Source organism: Fischerella sp. PCC 9605 (genome assembly GCF_000517105.1).
In the GTDB taxonomy this organism is placed as follows: Bacteria; Cyanobacteriota; Cyanobacteriia; order Cyanobacteriales; family Nostocaceae; genus PCC9605.
Map to the genome: position 1 here is coordinate 936,963 of NZ_KI912151.1, position 18,998 is coordinate 955,960.

At 40.9% G+C, this 18,998-nt stretch carries 9 protein-coding genes and 1 pseudogene; 7 read left to right on the top strand and 3 right to left on the bottom strand.

What is annotated here, in order from left to right; genetic code table 11:
• Positions 1-7: 7 nt before the first annotated feature.
• From FIS9605_RS0129165 to FIS9605_RS0129185, 5 genes are all read left to right on the top strand, one after another.
• Positions 8-4,342, top strand: a complete 4,335-nt coding sequence (locus FIS9605_RS0129165; protein WP_442854740.1) for an AAA domain-containing protein — start codon at positions 8-10, stop codon at positions 4,340-4,342.
• Positions 4,320-5,513, top strand: coding sequence for a hypothetical protein (locus FIS9605_RS0129170; protein WP_026735730.1), 1,194 nt, complete (start codon positions 4,320-4,322; stop codon positions 5,511-5,513). Before FIS9605_RS0129165 ends, FIS9605_RS0129170 begins: the two co-directional genes overlap by 23 nt.
• Before the next feature lie 280 nt (positions 5,514-5,793).
• On the top strand, positions 5,794-6,930 hold the full coding sequence (gene gshA / locus FIS9605_RS0129175) for a glutamate--cysteine ligase (RefSeq protein WP_072032431.1): 1,137 nt from the start codon (positions 5,794-5,796) through the stop codon (positions 6,928-6,930).
• 269 nt (positions 6,931-7,199) lie between these two features.
• On the top strand, positions 7,200-7,661 hold the full coding sequence (locus FIS9605_RS0129180; protein ID WP_026735732.1) for a tRNA (cytidine(34)-2'-O)-methyltransferase: 462 nt from the start codon (positions 7,200-7,202) through the stop codon (positions 7,659-7,661).
• Positions 7,662-8,426: 765 nt separating this feature from the next.
• Positions 8,427-10,694 carry a peptidoglycan DD-metalloendopeptidase family protein gene (locus FIS9605_RS0129185; RefSeq protein ID WP_026735733.1) on the top strand — a complete coding sequence of 756 codons (2,268 nt, stop codon included), beginning with the start codon at positions 8,427-8,429 and terminating at the stop codon, positions 10,692-10,694.
• Positions 10,695-10,789: 95 nt separating this feature from the next.
• Here the strand turns inward: FIS9605_RS0129185 and FIS9605_RS0129190 are convergent, their stop codons facing one another.
• The 3 genes and pseudogenes from FIS9605_RS0129190 to FIS9605_RS0129200 all read right to left on the bottom strand — a co-directional run.
• Positions 10,790-11,839, bottom strand: coding sequence for a hypothetical protein (locus FIS9605_RS0129190; RefSeq protein WP_026735734.1), 1,050 nt, complete (start codon positions 11,837-11,839; stop codon positions 10,790-10,792).
• Positions 11,840-12,141: 302 nt separating this feature from the next.
• Positions 12,142-13,371 (bottom strand): hypothetical protein, encoded by a 1,230-nt coding sequence (locus FIS9605_RS0129195; protein WP_026735735.1) that lies wholly within the window; start codon positions 13,369-13,371, stop codon positions 12,142-12,144.
• A 231-nt stretch (positions 13,372-13,602) separates the two neighbouring features.
• A pseudogene (locus FIS9605_RS0129200) lies at positions 13,603-14,058 on the bottom strand (Clp protease N-terminal domain-containing protein); the annotation flags it as partial.
• Between the two features lie 375 nt (positions 14,059-14,433).
• Here FIS9605_RS0129200 and ppsA point away from each other — a divergent pair.
• Both ppsA and FIS9605_RS0129210 read left to right on the top strand, forming a co-directional pair.
• Positions 14,434-16,929 carry a phosphoenolpyruvate synthase gene (ppsA, locus tag FIS9605_RS0129205; RefSeq protein ID WP_026735737.1) on the top strand — a complete coding sequence of 832 codons (2,496 nt, stop codon included), beginning with the start codon at positions 14,434-14,436 and terminating at the stop codon, positions 16,927-16,929.
• Between the two features lie 187 nt (positions 16,930-17,116).
• Entirely contained in the window at positions 17,117-18,619 is a 1,503-nt protein-coding gene (locus FIS9605_RS0129210) for a dolichyl-phosphate-mannose--protein mannosyltransferase (protein WP_026735738.1), read from the top strand.
• The last annotated feature ends 379 nt before the right edge of the window (positions 18,620-18,998 follow it).

Consider the following 18,998-nt stretch of genomic DNA (forward strand, 5'->3'; position numbering starts at 1 on the left):
TGTCTAAATAGTCATTTATTTACAAGCAAATTCCTTGAACATTAAAACAAACTCCGAAGATTGGGGCTATATTTTCGTAGGTTCGGCCATAGATAGTTTGATCCGCAATCTTGAAGGTAACGTTGCCCTTGAATCATATGTTGAATTTTGGGAGCGGCGAGAATGCGCCAACGAGTTAATTTATGAATGTGTTGGTCAGAAGCCTCGCTTATTTTATGTTCGCCGTCAGGGAACTGGAAAAGAGCCAACAGAAGAAATTTGGGAATTGATCATAGCAACAGACCGAGATGATTTTCAATTACCCCGAAGATTGGAGAAGCTAGGAAAAACGTTAAGATTCAGAGCAGCTGTAAAAAAAGATGGATATGGCGGTTTAAAAATACTGTCCACTCAGTTGCTACAACCCTCACGGGGACACGCCGATGGCTATGCTGTAGCTTGTTGCTTGCGTTTGCTACCTAACCATGAGCATCATATTGGTATTCCGCCAGGGGCGTTAGCACGGATAGCAGCCATGCCAGTCTGCGGCAATCACGTACCTACAGAAGATCAGCTCAAAGCTTGGAAAGCATTTTTGCAGGTTGAGGAAAATATTGCTAGGGCACGTCAGTTTTGTGTGCGTTTTTTGAGTCATAACTATAAATTTGGTACAAGGCGGCTTACCTTTGAGATTGATGTAGCCTCAGCCACACTTGACGGCTTTAATCAAAATTCCTTGGATGTAGAAAACTTCTGGGAACGGGTAAAACGGGCAAAAAACGAAGAATTGAAGTTGTTCGAGACTGCTCCCACAGGAAAAAACGGTCATAACGGTCGCGAACTAGGGTCTATTGAAGAAGTTGACCCCAAGCGTTGCATCATCGGCGTCAGGCTAGAACGCGACTTAACTGATTACATAGCGGCAAAACGTTATCAACTACCAACAGCCGGATTCTTGTTTTTCGAGGCAGCTGGAGACCTCAAACAAATTCAGCGCAAAAAAGAAGCCTTGGAACAGTTAAAGCAAGGACGTACCCAAAATCCCTACTTGGGCAACTTCTTATTCGACGCTTCCCAGGCACGACATATCAAAAAAACTGTCAAACTGCAACCAGAGGATTTGTTGTTATCCTCGGCTAATCCTGGTCAGAAAGCAGCAGTGGAAACGGTACTTGCTGCTGAGGATTTAGTTCTCATCCAAGGGCCACCAGGTACAGGCAAAACTACTGTGATTGCCGAGATTTGTTATCAAGTTGCCCTTCGGGGTGGACGCACTCTCATTGCTTCTCAAGCGAACTTAGCAGTTGATAACGCCCTCAGTCGATTAGTTCACAACCCTGTGATTCGAGCTGTGCGAAAAGGACGACCCGAGAAAGTTGGGGAGGAAGGACAGCCATTTTTGGAAGACCAAGTGATTGGCACATGGCTGCAAAATACAGCTATTGACTGTGAAACCAGTCTTGCCGAAAGGCTCAACAATGTAAGAGTTTTACGTCAATTGCTGGCATCATCACAACGATTCAAAGCGTACTTGAAAGAAGAAGAAGAATTCAATCAGAAACAAAATGAATTAAAAAATGCCAAGGCAAACTTAGAGGCAAACTGTAAAAATCAAGAAACAGCTTACAAGGAAGCCTTAGCTAACAAAACTGAGGTGGACTCCTTAATTGCAGGATTAGAGAATCTGCTCGATACTGCACCAAACGTAAACTGGGAAAACCCAGAATTTAAAAATTTATTGTCACGTCTTCAGATCTATACAGAAGGCAATATTTTAGTAAAAAAATTTTTGGAAAATGTTCGTACAGCTATCAACTATACTCATGAACTTGGCTTGACTCGCCCTGCGCTTGGTGCATTTGGATTGGCTGTTTGGTTGCGTGAAACTGTAGCAACGAAAATTTCTGAATTTAGAACAGCACTCAATTATGCTCAGGAAGCGGCGATCGTCATGCCAGAGGTTGCGACATTGGTGCAGATGTTCAGACAGAATTCTAACTATTTGAATCAGCTACAAACAAATTATCAGCAATTCCTTAGCAAGCAACAAAATCTACAGCAAACAATCCAGATTTGGGAAAATCGCCAACGCGAAATTGATTATATTATCGAAGCAGTTAAAGAGTGGAAATATACAGCATATGATAATCTGTATCAAATCTTAAATAATTGTCAGCAAACTGGTCTAGAATTAACAGACGAGTTAGTGGATTTACCGCTAGGTTTGTTGATGTTTGCTAATACATTAAAATTACCGCTTGTGCCCAAAAACTATAAAATTGAACTGCCAGATTGGGAGCCATTGGCGAAGGCAATGGCTTATGAAGTGGAAGGGAGATTTATTGACCGAAAAGGTAAACAGTATAATTTTAGTTATTTTTTACAGCAAAATTTAAGTCAGATTCCAATAGTGCTATCAAAGAGCGATCGCACCCAATGGCAGCAAATCTATCAACAGTTTAATAATTATCAACTACTCACCCCAAATCAGCGAAAATTGCTGGTTGAGAATACCCAGTTTTTTTTGGGTAGAATGCAACAGATGTATGGTGCAGCATGGCAACCAAATAATATTGATGCTACGCTCACCCGTATTACACAAGAATTACTAGATTCCATCCTCGCAAATGCACGTAAATGTGTTATCCAAGTCAAAACAGAAGCCGAACAACAGCTTAAGCATTTGCAAAACCAATTAAATGAACTTCAGAAAAATGACATTACCCAACAGCAAATATCCACCGCGCAATCCCAAGTAGAAAAAGCAAGACAAGATGCTAATTTGAAACTTGAACAGGTTATCAATACTTTGCAAGAACTTAACCAACAGCAAAATGTACCTGCTAAATTACGAATTATAGCTGAACAATATCTCACCAAGCAATCAAATATTTGGGAGAAGCACCAAGAATTCTCAACACAATTACATGCTTGTGCAAGCTGTATAGCTCAGTTGGAAAGCTTAATTTCATCATTAGAGCCTTTTGCTGTACTGAAGATTATTAAAAACTCTTTAAATGAACATCTCCCAAGACTAGAAGAAGAAACTAAAATTTCTATACAAACACTAGAAGAATCACAAAGAAAACTACGTGAATTAGAGCAACAATTACAGCCAATACCATCAGAAAAATTAGTAGCTGAAAGAAATTGGTGGGAGATACAATGGCAAGCAATACCCGATAGTTTTAAGCCAGAAGTTTATTTTAGTGATTTGTTTAATCTGGAATTTTTACACAGCATTAAAACTAAGTTTAATTCTTGGCAAAAGCAACTCCAAAAAGAAGAAAATTATCTCAATCGATATCAGCATTTTATTCAAGATTGGATTGGAAAATTATGCAATCCATCCGAGCGCGATCGCAACGATTTAAGGCAAATTTACCTAGATAATGCCAACGTCGTTGGTATCACTTGTGTTCAAGCTGCAAATTACAATTTTTCCCAAGAATTCAAATCCTTTGATGTCGTCATTATCGATGAAGTTAGTAAGTGTACTCCACCAGAGTTATTAATCCCGGCTTTGAAAGGCAAAAAGTTAGTCATGGTAGGCGATCATCGCCAATTACCACCTATGCTGGATACTAGCACTTTAGAAGAAGTTGCTCAATCAATGAGCAGTACAAAAGCAGAATTGCAATTCTTAGAAGAATCTTTATTCAAAAGTCAGTTTGAAGCTGCTGATGAAAGCATCAAGCAGATGCTAACTACGCAATATCGAATGCATCCCTTTATTATGGGAGCAATCAATCAGTTTTATGAAGGTAAATTAGAATGTGGTATTTTAGAGCCTGATACAAAACGCGCACATGGTCTAGCAGGTAAAATAATTCAACAAGAACAACATATTATCTGGGTAAAGATACCAGAAGAAAACGAGTTTCAAGAGCAACGTGAAGGAACTTCATTCTTTAATATCCGGGAAATTGATGTGATTGAATTACTGTGTCAGCAGTTCGAGAGTGTTTGGGCTTCTAGAGTTGCTAATGGTGAACCGAAAAAAGAAATTGCTGTGATTACATTTTATGGTGCTCAACTCAGAAAAATTGATGAGCGCCTGCAATCTGAACTTTTCCCTTCGTTGCAAATTCGTACTGGTACTGTTGACCGATTTCAAGGTATGGAAAGACCTGTTGTGATTGTTAGTATGGTTCGCAACAATAGTAAGGGAGATGTAGGATTTGCCAAAAAACCAGAACGGGTTAATGTTGCTTTTTCCCGCGCTCAAGAACTACTGATAATTGTGGGTTGTCACGATTTATTTACCTATCAACCAGGCAAAGTTGGAAGTATGTACTCACAGGTTTCAAACATTGTACGTCGTCATGGAGGTTTAGTTGATGTTTCTCGGGTCTTCTGCTAAACCTATTGATGATAGTCTCAAGAATTTGGTAGACGAAATTGAAGCGCAAAGCCCTGGTTTAATGGTTTTAACAGCGCGTGAATTCCGCTATAGTTTGCGTCAAACTTCTGTAGAAGTAACTATCAAGGAACCACGACCATTCAATGTACTCGAAGAGTTTATCATTCGTGCAGGTATAGAACTTGATCCTCCGCCAAAAGCTGATGAATTAGCATCTGTACTTGGGCTTGATCCTGTATTCGTGCGAAGTGCGATCGCAACTCTTCAGACGTTACAAACTTTGGATGTGACATCGCTAATTACAGTTACTCCTGAAGGGCGTTTATTCTATGAGAAAGGGTCTGTACCGCAACCCCCAGAGTCTCTACAAATTTATGCTATTGCAGACCCTTTAGGTGAAAAGCTTAGTTTTCATTCTGAACCCTTAAACGATGTACCAGTAAACCTGCCTGACTTGGCAGATTTTATAAATACTGATAATACAATTGCTGATATTTCTTCCTTATCGCTTGAGGAAATACAACAAAGTATTCAGGCTTCAGGTTTAGGACTTCATGTACCAAAAGATGGAAAATTTGTCATTTCTTGTAGGGTCATAGCTCCAACTAAAATAATTTGGAAAAAAATATCACTTTTTGTGATATACAATGTACTTGAAGATAAATTAAGCCTGCAATTAAGAAGTAGAAAGCAAATTTTAGAGTCAGCATCAAACTTGCTAGAAGCGCTGCAATCAGAAGGCAAAATATCTTTGCAAGCATTGTGTGAATTGTCAAACGAAACTATCACCTTTGAGTGCGAGGTAACTCTACAGAAGGAAGAATGGCTAGGAATTCTACCAGTGTGGTTGAATGTGGTACTTCAGGGGCTGAAATCGAAAAATGTACCAGACGATTCAGTAAGTTTTAAAACCGCACTTTCGTTGCTGAGTCAGGTTTCAGATGAAGAAGCTTTTATAGAGTCATTGCGACAGGGATGGCGTCAAGTGATAGGCGCGATCGCCACTAACAATTTTCAGGCTGCTTTAAACTTACTCAGCGATGAAGTCTGGCAAGAGTTCCTGCGTCTGGCTATTAGCCAACCACCTCTGGACACGCCTGAGAAATTTATAGCTAAATATACTGCATCCCAAACCACCACAAGACGACCCCAAAAGCGAAGGCAAAAATAAACCCTTAAAAGTAGAGACGCGAAATTTCGCGTCTCTACAGACTGAACCGTATTGCTTTATAAAGCGATCGCCTGGGAAAATTAGCTTTAACCGACACTGGCATTTATCGTCAATTTATCAACATTTTCAGCTTTGACCATTAGAATCTAAATTCCAGACCCTTGACTCTGGGCTTTTGACTCTTGACTCTTGACCCTGGACTCCGCCCAGGGATAAATGCAGAAAATCGTCTCCTTCGATACAATTTAAAAATAAGGAGAGCCGAGGAGAAAAAATTAAGGTGCTACTGAAAGGCTTTGAGATAGAGATGTACACTGGTACACCTAGTGGTGAAATCGTCGGTCTCTCCGACAAGATTACCGCATCTATTGATGGATACGTGCGGGAACCAGACAGCAGAAATGTAGAATATATTACTTCGCCAAGCCATAATTACGACCAGTTATTGTGTGCCATACTGCGTCCCCGGCTAAAACTGCGAGAATATCTTCAGCAATTGGGCAATTATACCCTGATTCCAGGTAGTACCCTGTCTTTGGGTGGTAGCGATCGCTTTTTTCGCTCCGATCCTACAAACCCTTATCATGACTATATAGAACAAACCTACGGCACTAAAGTAGTCACTGCTAGCGTTCATATCAATATTGGGATCAGCGACCCCGAATTGTTAATGCGGGCATGTCGATTGATACGACTGGAAGCACCGTTGTTTCTTGCTCTCAGCGCCTCTTCTCCCTTCCTGGATGGCAAAGCCACCGGCTATCATTCCACCCGTTGGCGTGTATTCCCGCATACACCTGCCCACGTGCCATTGTTTACAAGTCACGCCCACCATATCCAATGGGTGGAAGAACAACTGGCAGCAGGAACCATGCAAAATGTTCGTCATTTGTGGGCATCGGTACGACCAAATGGCGATCGCCGTCCCTACGATTTAAATCGCTTGGAATTGCGAATTTGCGATTTAGTCACAGATCCCATTGCCTTGCTAGCGATTGCTGCTTTGCTAGAGGCACGTATTTTGCAACTAATAGAAAATCCCGACCTCGATCCCTTAACCCAAAGTACTTTCTCTGCTGAAGAACTGATCTCCTTGACTGCTGCCAATGAAATTGCAGCGGCTACTTCTAGTCTTGATGCCCAACTGTTGCATTGGCAAGATGGTAGAACCATTACCGCCAGAGATTGGATCGCGGAACTCTATCAAGAAGTTTGGGCGCTGGCCAAGCAACAAGGCTTTGGCTGTTTCCTTTCGCCTTTACAAAAAATTCTGCGTGAAGGCAACGAAGCCCAACAATGGTTACAACTACACGCTGTTGGTTTCAGTACTCGCAGCACTATTATCCAGGCGATTCGTGCCACACGGGAGCGTGAAATCGAACTAGAAGATAAGTTGTGTTCTCCCCTAGTGGCTTAACACCTCACCCCCAATCTTTGGAAAACTGTTAAATTGTGCGAGGAAGGTTGTCGTCTACCTTTAGAAATAAAAATTAATATTTTCTGAAATCACTCATTCAGTCTCTCAGATAAACTTCTGAGAGAATTTATCCATTGTTTTAAATTTCTAATCAATCTTGATAGCGTGATGTATGTATATTAACAAAAGCTATCAAAACCCTCTATCAGTAGATAGATTTAAGAAAACTTATATATTGTTTCTGAAGATAGTACGTAAGCCGCTCAAAAATGCCTCAGGTAGTTTTAGTAAACCCACTCATACCCCCCAATACAGGTAATATTGCTCGTACTTGTGCTGCAACGGATACAGAATTACATTTGATTGCACCTTTGGGGTTTGAAATTAGCGATCGCTATCTCAAAAGAGCTGGCTTAGATTACTGGCCTTATGTAAAACTGCACTACCACGAATCTTTAGAAGCATTTAAAGCCTTACATCAGCAGCGTGGAGGCAGGTGGTTGGGTTTTAGTGTTGCTGGCAGTCATAACTATGCTAGCTTTCAATTTCAAGCTGATGATTGGCTGTTGTTTGGCAGTGAAACTACTGGTTTGCCACCTGCGGTTCTCGCAGCTTGTGATGCTACTCTTTACATTCCGATGAATCAACCCAAGGTTCGCAGCTTGAATCTTTCAGTGAGTGTGGCAGTCGGCTTGTTTGAGGCACGCCGCCAGTTGGGTTATCTGCATTAGACTTCTTGCAGAAGTCTGGGGAAAGGGTAAAGGGCAAGGGAAAAAGGGAATGAAAACCCTTTCCCTTTAACCTTTCCCCCTTACCCTCCATTGCTTATTCCCTTCTTCATGAAAAGTTAAAAAATATACTTGTTTTTTAAATTTTTGACAAAAAGTAGTCAATAATACTTACTAAATAGGGTAAAATCTTATAAGAAATTTATATATACCAAACCAAGGTATGGCCCAATCCAACGATAGATTTTCGTGAATCAAAAATTTTTCGCTACGGGGAACAAAAAACGTGAAAGTCTGTCATAACAACCATTTAAGCTACTTTTTCAGCTGTTAAATAATTTTTAGGAGCGCAAAAGTGTCCAGGAGTTTACACGGTTGTTTTTTGGGGAATAATCAACTTAACGTGAAGTCTCGTGTTGGGAAGACGGATTGAGTAGATAACTCTTGAAGATATCTAGAAAAGAGATATCACTCTTCTAGAAGCTCCAGCAGATGGTGAAATGTGAAATGTTTGTCAAACTTGGACAAATGTAAAAACTAAGACAGCGTAGGTTATGAAAAGTGGATAGACGAGTCAACATAAAAATTAATTTTTTACTAAATTTAAAAATTGTGAACTTGTCTAAATCACAGAAGCAGGTTAATCTTGCCTAAGCATCTCTGGTGAGTGTGATCTTGATCTATTGTTTGATGTGATCTAAATCATTGACTAGTATCCGACCTAAACTTTGAGGTCAATTAAGCGCTAGTGATCATAGGAGGTCGTCTTTGAAACGAGCATTAAAAAAGAGAGAGAAGGCTGTGCTAGAAAACACCCAAAGTGAGGATGTACCCGTGGAACAGCAGAACGCAGTTAATCCACGGATTCACCGCCGGGTACCAACAAAAGCTGCCATGATTGGCTTGGCAATCTCAATGGGAGCGACCAGCCTTTTGGTGACTCGACAAAGCGATCAAGCTCTTGCAGCGGAACCTGTAGGCAACCAAAACACAGCCTCAACAATTCCTGCTGGCGATGCGGAAATGAAACTTGCTCCTAAAAAAATTAATTCGGAGTCCGAGACAGCCGCGTCATCGGTGAACCGATCTGAAAATGCTATTTTGTTGGAGCCAACGGCAGTTTCACAGGTGCCAGGGCTTAGCGCAAAATGGCAGGCTGTAGCAAATAGAATGTCTTTGCCAGCTAATGCACCAGTTGTAGTACCAACCAAGCCGCAGGCAGTAAACAAACTCAGCATTTCTTCAGCAAATGCGAATACGCAAACAGCTAGAGAGCAGCTGGAGACTGTACAAAAACTCTCTACTACTAATGAAATTGCTAGCACTCAGGCTATATCTGTTGCTGCTCAGCCGCAAGAAGATGCAGGTATTAGCAGTGAAGTTAATGCTCAACTGAAGGCGCAGCAAGAATTTGCGCTCTACAACTTACAGCGAAAATCGAACCGCCTCAGAGCAAGTCTGGCGGAATTAAAATCTGAAGAGACCGAAGAATTATCAAAAACTACCACACACGAGACTCAACCGATAGCTGTGGTTGCAACAACGCCACAGAATACACAGCAGTCGGAAATTAGCAGCGATGGTAGTAAAGCTAGCCTCGTGTCAAGGTTAAAGCAAAGAAATATAGTAAATATACCAGTAACAACGCCAGCTGTAACGCCGACACCAGCAACGCCAGTTGTGATGCCGACACCAGCAACGCCAGCTGTAACATCAACGACCGCTAACTATGAGGTTAAGCCTGGAGATACGTTAGCAGCGATCGCGAAGGCCAATGATACTTCAGTTGCTGAACTAGTCAAGGCCAATCATCTTACCAATCCCAATCAACTGCAAATAAATCAAACACTGATTATTCCCGCAGCAGAAGGCAGTAGCAGTGCAACTAAAGCACCGATGGCGGTTAACTCTACAGCTTTTGAATTGAGCGGTGTCACTAAGGTAGCCAATACTAGCACCAATTCAATCATTGCCGATAACAGCATTCCTGAGATTGGGGCATTGCCTGCAAACAATCAAACTCAGGTTAATACAGAGTCAACTTCCACTGACTCAGCAGCTACTGCTAATCCCCAACCAATCCTCAATGCTGACAGCACCTACGGGATGGGTGGTGATACTCCAATTCCAACAGCTATTACAGAAATACAGTTAGCTAAAAAACAGGATGCTGCCAAAGTAAAAAGCAGTAAAAACAGCAGCAATCCACGTCTGCGTAGCTTACAAGCGGAAATCGAGAAATTACGGGCAAAATACCGCGCTCAGCAGTCTGGTAACACAGTTGTGGCAGAGGATACCAATAACAGTGCTGCCGTGCCAATTCCAGTTTCTGAACCGAGTAATGGAGCAATTCCAATCTCAGTTACTAAAGCTAATGCAGCAGCTGTGCCGATTCCCGTTCCGCAGCCAAAGGGATTTGATGACAGCGCTCAGCCAATTAAGCCTAGCTTCCGCGCTACTAAACCGAATAACGAACCAGTTAATCCAGAATTCCTTCCCAATCGCAACACTAAGTTTTCAACACCTTCTACAAATACAGATGCCTTTCAATCTCTTGGTATAAGACGAGGAACCAAGGTTTCTCCGGAATTACCACCTTTGGCAGCAGTTGATACATATCTGCCCAGACCGATTGAGGAAATTACACCTACAGCCAAAGGTTATATTTGGCCAGCTAAAGGTGTCCTCACTTCTGGCTATGGCAGGCGCTGGGGACGCATGCACAAAGGGATTGATATTGCCAACGGCATTGGTACACCTATTAATGCCTCATCTGCTGGCGTGGTTGAAAAAGCAGGTTGGAACAGAGGTGGCTATGGCAACGTTGTAGACATCCGCCATCCTGATGGCAGCCTGACTCGCTATGCTCATAACAGCAAGATTTTGGTGCGGGTAGGTCAACAAGTAGAGCAAGGTGAGATCATTGCTGAAATGGGTAACACTGGCTTCAGCACTGGCCCCCATAGCCACTTTGAAATTCATCCATCTGGCAAAGGCGCAGTCAACCCCATGGCCTTCTTGCCACCACGCGTGTAGTTTTTGGCTTTGGCTATCTGCTACTAAATTATTCTCTTGTTTGAGGAGGGAGGCAAGCTCCCTCTTTTGCTTTTTGGTTGATATCGCCTTTAAAGCTAAGTGAACTCGATAGTATCCACAAAACCGATAATCTTCTGTTTAAGACCCTCGGCTTCTTGTTTAACACTACCGGGGGTTTCACCATCAAAAAAGCTACGCTGGTTGCTAACTATATACAAAAAGTCTCCAGAGATAAATGCTAAAAGTCCTCGGTACGCATCACACTTAGCAGCAGTACCGTTATTTCCGGCTTTGGGAATTGTTGAGCCTTCAGGCATGTTTACTAATGCAAAGTAAGCGCCTTCTAATGTGTTTGGCAGATATTCAGTGTAGTCTACAGAAGCATCTGGTAGATTAGCTGCGATCGCACTAGGCACATATTTGTTTAAAAGAATGGATCGCAAATATTCTTCCTGTCCCACAGACTCAAGGTCATCCATTTGTTGAGGAGGGAGAGAATTATAATCGATTCTGAAAAAAGTGCCTAAATCATCAGAAAAACTGACTGCTCCTTCTTGCGTGTCTATTCTACCGCCCTGCTGGAGGTTGACAGGGACTGGAACAGTAAAAATACCGGAAGGTGATTCGTATACTTCTAGGCTAGATATTTGCTCTGGTAAAGTATCATCTTCGTCGTCTGCATATTCTTCTTCTGCTTCTTCAAAGGCGGCAATGACTTCGTCTATAATCTCCTTGGCTTCTTCATCCTCAATTTCCAAAGCCTCTTGTAGCTTTTTGAGCAAAGTCGTTTTACCTCTGGGAATACGGAGTTCTTCTTCGTCTACAAGTACACTCACTCCCGCAGCAAAAGCATCCGGAACTAACTCATCATCTATGGTTTCGTAAGCTGTATTAAACAGTGTTCCGACTCCCTCATCTTCAGCAATAGCGATGAGTTTATCGACAATTTCTAGCAATTCATCATCTGAGTATTGCTCAAAAATGTCGAATCCCCACAGGATATCCGCTAAGAGGTCTATATCCACATCTTCTAGGGAAGAACTAGCAATTGCAGTGACAACAGCGATCGCTGCGATCGCTTCTTCCTGACTCAGTGATTCTTCTGATATCTTTTCTGAACTAAAAATCTTATCGTACTTACCCATGATTTTCCCTCCGTCAATAGCTTTAGCGATCGCAAATAATCAAGTGTTATTGGGTAGTTTACCAATGGCTTCAGCCATTAGTCTTTAGTCCCCCAGACTCAAGTAACAAATAAATTCTGAGCGATAAGGATTATATCTGTCACTTAATAACCTTTTCTTAACATGAGACTTCACAGTTGTTAGTTGTTGATTGTTTGTTGCTTGATGTCAACCAACCATCAAATACTGTATGGGCTAGTTTAGCCATAATCTTAGTGAAATTACAAAACGAAATATCTAGTTAAACCCGCCCCTAGCAACTTTCAAAAATCATCTGTGGTTAATAGAAAGCGGTTGGCAATGTCTTTGTAAAAATTTGGATCTGTCCAATAACCTAAATGTGCATTTCCCCCCCATGATGTTTGGTAATCCATCAGAACATTATCTAATTTTTCGTAATAATCCAAATGACCGCTGATTGGGTCTTGCAGATGATAATAATTAACCCAGCGGATTTGTTCTAGTTGACATTCCACCGGGTTAGTATTCAAATATCGATTTTCCCGAATATATAACTGTCTAACACGGAAGGAATTTAGATATTCTAATATTCGCTGTCGAATGTACTGATGTTGCTGTGCCATTTCCCTGAAGAAAAAAGCAATTTTATCTAGTGGAGAAGCGAAGGTAATGAACCCTGTAATTTTATCAACGAGCAGACTTTTACCTTTATCCTTAGAAAGACTAGCCTCTATACACAAAAGGTTTAAAGTGTCATAGGCAATACAGCTACCAAGAGAATGTCCAGCTAGTATTACTTGGTCATAATTCGCTTGTTGATCCCTCAGAATTGCTTTGAGCAATGTTAAAGATTCCGTCAGTATTTGTTGGCGAATTTTATAGTAAGGAGATTTTACATTAGTTGTAGTGTAAATAGCAACATCACCAACAAAATTCACCAGTAATGGAGTCACAAGTTTTCTACTTAATTTCCAAGCTGGTTGCAGAAATCGACCTTGCAGAAATGGACTTAGCAACAACAGCAGCAGGCAAACAATCAATCGCAAGCCAGGATATATAAAGTTAAATAAGCGCAAAAATATCGTCAGCCAGCGCAAGCGGTATTTAAAAAAGCTGTTCCAATTCTTTTCTTTCAATAGCTCATCTAATTTAGATTGATTTTCTTTACGGTTATAAAATTGAATAGTTCCTTCTAGTGTTTGTTCAGCCCACTGCAATATTTCTGGTACACTAATCTTATTTTCTGTATTCGCTGCCCAATAATATTCGTGAATATCTATAAACTCATCTTGTTTTATGTTATTGGAACTCAAGCGTACAAAGCTTTCTGTCCAAGGGTAGCCAGTTACTAATCTTCGCTTTGCAATCAAGTGTTCTAGCTTAACTGGTAAATTCTGTTCCTCAAAATATTTAATTAAGTTCTGGGCAAAATAATCCACTGTTTCAAAAGGCGTTTGTTCACCAACGCCGTGGATAATAATAAATGCTGTACGTCCTTTAGGGAATTTAAGATTATTATCTTGATTATTCATATTGTTTAACACTTATGAGTTGTTGTTAGTTGTTAGTTGTTGTTTGTGATACCAAACATTTCTCAACCAACAACTATCAACAGCTTAAATGTTTATCATAAATCAAAAACTTTAGCTATCTTTGGCAATAGCTGGTTACAATCTGTAACTAACGTATTTGTAACTGATAATTCTGCAACTGTTCCTTTTTAGATTTTCAGCTTATTCATCCCATTCATATTCCTCAAATTCGCCTTCCTCAACCTCATAGATATTTTCACCAATTTTGCGGATAACTTCGTTGCGTAAATTATCAAAATTAATGCCAAAACTTTCCAAAACTCTGATAGCTACTCCTTCATTTAGTCGAATCAAACCCAACAGTAAATGTTCTGTATCTATGTATTTGTGTCTAAACTGACGAGTTTCTTCAAAAGCATATTCTAAAACCTTCTTACCACGCGGAGTAAAGGGGATTTCTACAGATACCGAATCTGAACCCCTACCAATGATTTGTTCTACTTCTATCCGAGCTTGTTGGAGATTAATTCCCATTGATTTTAATACTTGGGCAGCAATTCCATCTTCTTCGCCAATTAATCCCAACAGCAGCTGTTCTGTACCTACAAAATTATGCCCCAGTCGGCGTGCTTCTTCCTGGGCTAGCATAACAACTTTGATAGATTTTTCTGTGAAGCGTTCAAACATACTCTACCCCTTTAGCTCAAGCATAAAAGGCCATTCATATAGATCCAGCACTAACAGAGATTATTTCGGAATTGTTAAATGCAGATTTAGATTGTATGAAAAATACCATTTATGAGATAAAGACAAAATTATACCTGCGATTACTAGAGCAAATTCTAGATTTTATATATTTTTTAGTCTAATTTGTCGCTTTTTGCTTAATTAAAGCATTTAAAACTTACTCTCCAACTTTCGACATAGTGATCCCAAAAAAAATATGAAGTAAATTACGAAATATAGGAGTTAGTCAACAAAGAGACTGGCAATTTCAGATGCACTAGTTCTATTGCCCGTCCTTGCTTGACATGCAGATAATTTAATCTGGAGGAAATACGGATGGCTACAGTAATTAAAGAAACTTATAGTCGAACCTCCGAAGAACGATCGCTCGTCCTCTGGTTAGATGAAGTAGGCATAGATGATATACCTGTGGTTGGTGGTAAAAACGCATCCTTAGGGGAAATGATTCAGCGGCTAGTACCCAAAGGTATAAACGTGCCAATTGGGTTCGCTACCACTGCTTATGCTTATCGTTATTTCATCCAATCAGCTGGATTAGAAGAAAAACTACGGAAACTATTGTCTGACTTAGATGTTGATAATGTCAAAAATTTACGCGAACGAGGTAAGAAAGCGCGATCGCTACTAATACACACGCCATTTCCACCAGAATTGCGAGATGCGATCGCTCAAGCCTACGCAGATCTGTGCAAGCGATACAATGCAGATACAGATGTGGCAGTTCGTTCCAGCGCTACCGCCGAAGATTTACCAGATGCTAGCTTTGCCGGACAACAGGAAACTTACCTGAACGTTACTACAACCGAGGGAGTTTTAGCAGCTTGTCACAAATGCTTTGCTTCCCTATTTACAGATCGCGCTATCTCTTATCGCCATATCAAAGGATTTGACCACTTTAGCATTGCCCTTGCCGTGGGTGTACAGAAAATGGTGCGTTCTGACTTAGCATCTTCTGGGGTAATGTTCACTATCGAAACGGAAACAGGTTTTAAAGATGCAGCATTAATTACAGCCGCCTATGGCTTAGGAGAAAACGTTGTCCAAGGAACCGTTAATCCAGATGAATATTATGTTTTTAAACCAACTTTAAAAACAGGATTTCGTCCGATTATTGATAAAAAATTGGGTAGTAAAGAATTAAAAATGGTCTATGATGACGGCTCTAAATTTACTAAAAACGTACCAGTTGATCCAGAAGAAAAAAACAAATTTGCCATCACCGATGACGAAATTTTACAACTAGCGCGATGGGCTTGCTTAATTGAAGACCATTATTCCCAAGTTAGCGGTGTATACACCCCGATGGACATCGAGTGGGCAAAAGACGGCATCACCAATGAATTGTTTGTCGTACAAGCGCGTCCAGAAACAGTGCAATCTCAGAAAACACAGAATGTGCTGCGGAGTTATCGCCTTTTGGGGAAAGACGCGCAGAGGGAAAATGTCTCCGCGTCTTCGCGTCCCCGTGTCCCCGTGTCCCTCGTCACCGGACGTGCTGTTGGTTCCGCAATAAGTCAAGGTAGAGTGCGAGTAATTTTAGATGTCAGCAAGATCGATCAATTCCAACCAGGGGAAGTATTGGTAACGGATAGAACCGATCCCGACTGGGAACCAATTATGAAAAAAGCGAGTGCGATTATTACAAACTCTGGTGGACGCACTTGTCACGCTGCTATTATTGCCCGAGAATTGGGCGTACCTGCAATTGTGGGGTGCGGTAATGCTACCGAAATTCTGAAAACTGGTCAAGAAGTGACGGTTTCTTGTGCGGAAGGAGAAGAGGGACGGGTTTATCCAGGATTGTTGCCTTTTGAAGTTGAAGAAGTGGCTTTGGAAAATTTGCCCCGTACCCGCACGCAAATTTTGATGAATGTGGGTAATCCCCAAGAAGCTTTTAGTCTATCTAGTATTCCTAACGACGGAGTAGGTTTGGCGCGGACAGAGTTTATCATTGCCAATCATATCCAAACCCATCCGATGGCATTGATTCAATATGACCAGATAGAGGACGAATTTGTTAAGGAAAAAATCGCGGAAATTACCGCACTATATGAGGACAAACCTCAGTATTTTGTTGATAAATTGGCTCAAGGTATAGGTAGAATTGCTGCGGCATTTTATCCTAAGCCAGTAATTGTCAGGATGTCAGATTTTAAGAGTAATGAATATGCGAATTTGCTAGGGGGAAGACAGTTTGAACCCAAAGAAGAAAACCCAATGCTGGGTTGGCGGGGGGCAGCGCGTTATTATGATGAAGGGTATCGCGAAGGTTTCGCCTTAGAGTGTCAAGCTATTAAGCGAGTTAGAGACGAGATGGGTTTAACAAACATCATCCCAATGATTCCATTCTGTCGCACTCCCGATGAGGGACGGTTAGTGTTGGCAGAAATGGCAAAAAATGGTCTTCAACAGGGTCGTTCCCAGGCAAAGCCAGGGAAAGACTTGCAAGTTTATGTGATGTGTGAGTTACCCAACAATGTCATAATGGCTGAAGAGTTTGCTGAGATTTTTGACGGTTTTTCGATAGGTTCTAATGACCTTACTCAGCTAACGCTCGGATTAGACAGAGATTCAGCGTTAGTGGCGCGCTTATTTGACGAGCGCAGTCAGGGAGTAAAACGAATGGTGAAAATGGCGATCGCCGCTGCGAAAAAACACAACCGCAAGATTGGTATTTGCGGGCAAGCACCCAGCGATTACCCAGAATTTGCCCAGTTTTTAGTAGAACAAGGCATTGACTCTATCAGTCTCAATCCTGATTCTGTGTTGAAGACCATGCTGGAAGTAGCAAAAGTAGAAAATAGTCAATAGTCCTTTGTCATTTGTCCTACCCTACGGGAAGCCGCCCGGAGGGCGTCTATGTCACTTGTCTTTTGTCATTAGTCATTTGTTTTTTGTCACTTGTCCTTTGTTATTTACCAATGACTAATGACCAATGACTATTGACTAATGACCAATGACTATTGACTAATGACCAATGACTATTGACTAATGACTAATGACTAAAAAATGGTTTTGGATAGGCATTGCGGGTATATTTCTCCTATCACTTGCCCTGCGGTTTTGGGGGCTAGGTAGATTTAATACTCTCGTATTTGATGAAGTTTATTACGCTAAATTTGGCAATAACTATCTCACTCACACTCCATTTTTTGACGGTCATCCACCGCTAGGTAAACTTATTATTGCTTTGGGAATTTGGCTTAGCAGTCATGTTCCTTTTGGGCAAGATATGGTGAATGGGCTAACAGGTTCTTTGCGATCGCCTTGGAGTTATCGTTGGATTAATGCTCTGTTTGGCTCATTTATTCCCTTAATTGTCACTGGAATTGCCTATCAATTAAGTTATCGTCGTAGCTTTGCTTTACTTGCTGGTTTGTTCACAGCTTGTGACGGTATATTTATTGTTGAATCTCGCTATGCCCTGATCAATATTTATATAGTTGTCTTTGGATTGTTAGGGCAGTGGTTTTTCTTATTGGCATTGGCAAACCGCAAACAACGCAGGCTTTATTTAGTAATTGCTGGCATTGCTTTTGGTGCTTCTGTTGCCACCAAATGGAACGGTTTGTGGTTTATGTTGGGTACTTATCTGATCTGGATTTTCGCTTGGGTATGGCAATGGTTTGCCACAAATAAACCAAGAGATGTAACGGATGGATTGTACTCATCCACTACATCTGTTTTTCGTAGGTACAACGCCCGTATATGGGAATATGAAAGGGGAATATCGCCATTAGAAAACCTAACGCAACTGAAGATTTTTCACTTTTGCTTTTACTTAGGAATTATCCCAGCATTAATTTATAGTTTGATTTGGATTCCCCATCTGCTCATAGATACAAGATATAACTTTATCGAAGTTCACAAACAAATTTTGTCATTTCACGAGCATCTAGGTGGTAATAGTCCTACAGTACATCCTTACTGTGCTGCATGGTATAAATGGCCATTGATGACTCGACCAATGGCGTATTTATACCATGCAGCGGCAAGTTTCCAAGAACCCATACCTCTGATAGGGCCACCTTTGCCTACGGGTACAGGCAAAGTAATTTATGATGTCCATGCAATGGGTAATCCTTTTTTGTGGTGGTTTGGTGTCGCTGCCCTTGTATTTTTATTAGTGATGCTAGGGTGGCAAGTAGTAATTTTTTGGACAAAGCAAAAGCGTTTTTCTAATATAGCAGTGCTTTCTGTTGATACTTGGATTGCCCTTTACTTAGTGTTAAATTATGCAGCTAATTTATTACCTTGGGTAGGTGTAAATCGCTGTCTTTTTATTTATCACTATATGACGGCTGTAGTATTTGCATTTTTAGCGATCGCCTGGTTTGTAGATCAGTGTTTTCGCAGTTATTACAAAACAGTCCGTGCTGTTGGTGTCACCATTACCTTTGTCATTTTGGCTGCTTTTATTTTCTGGTTGCCTCTTTATTTAGCTTTACCTCTCTCCTCTGAGGATTATAAATTGCGGATGTGGTTTAATTCCTGGATTTAGTTCGAGTGACATCCTAGAGAATTGCGATCGCACAAACATGAATATGTATAAATATGTCTCTACAGTGGTTGCTCCAATTCATCAGCAACAAATAACAAATAAAGCAAATAAAATTTACTAAATTTTGACAAAAATACACATTCAGCGGATGTAATAATAAACTACTTTTAATATTTTTTATCTCAATACTTCTGAACAGCTTGCTAGACTGAGAACGCTAGTAGATTGGGAGAAACTGCAAAAGGCGACTAAGGAAGTGAAAGGTCTTAATTATTCACACAAAATTTTTCTTTCTTGATACATTTAGGAAGAGTGTCACTTTGTCGGTCTGGCTCTAACTATACTGCGATTAAAAGAAAGGTTACAAAAATTAATCTAG

Bases quoted from the DNA above. Each gene is read 5' to 3' on its own strand.
- FIS9605_RS0129170 (WP_026735730.1), top strand. From the start codon at position 4,320: ATGTTTCTCGGGTCTTCTGCTAAACCTATTGATGATAGTCTCAAGAAT.
- ppsA (WP_026735737.1), top strand. From the start codon at position 14,434: ATGGCTACAGTAATTAAAGAAACTTATAGTCGAACCTCCGAAGAACGA.
- FIS9605_RS0129180 (WP_026735732.1), top strand. From the start codon at position 7,200: ATGCCTCAGGTAGTTTTAGTAAACCCACTCATACCCCCCAATACAGGT.
- FIS9605_RS0129190 (WP_026735734.1), bottom strand. From the start codon at position 11,839: ATGGGTAAGTACGATAAGATTTTTAGTTCAGAAAAGATATCAGAAGAA.
- FIS9605_RS0129210 (WP_026735738.1), top strand. From the start codon at position 17,117: ATGACTAAAAAATGGTTTTGGATAGGCATTGCGGGTATATTTCTCCTA.
- FIS9605_RS0129195 (WP_026735735.1), bottom strand. From the start codon at position 13,371: ATGAATAATCAAGATAATAATCTTAAATTCCCTAAAGGACGTACAGCA.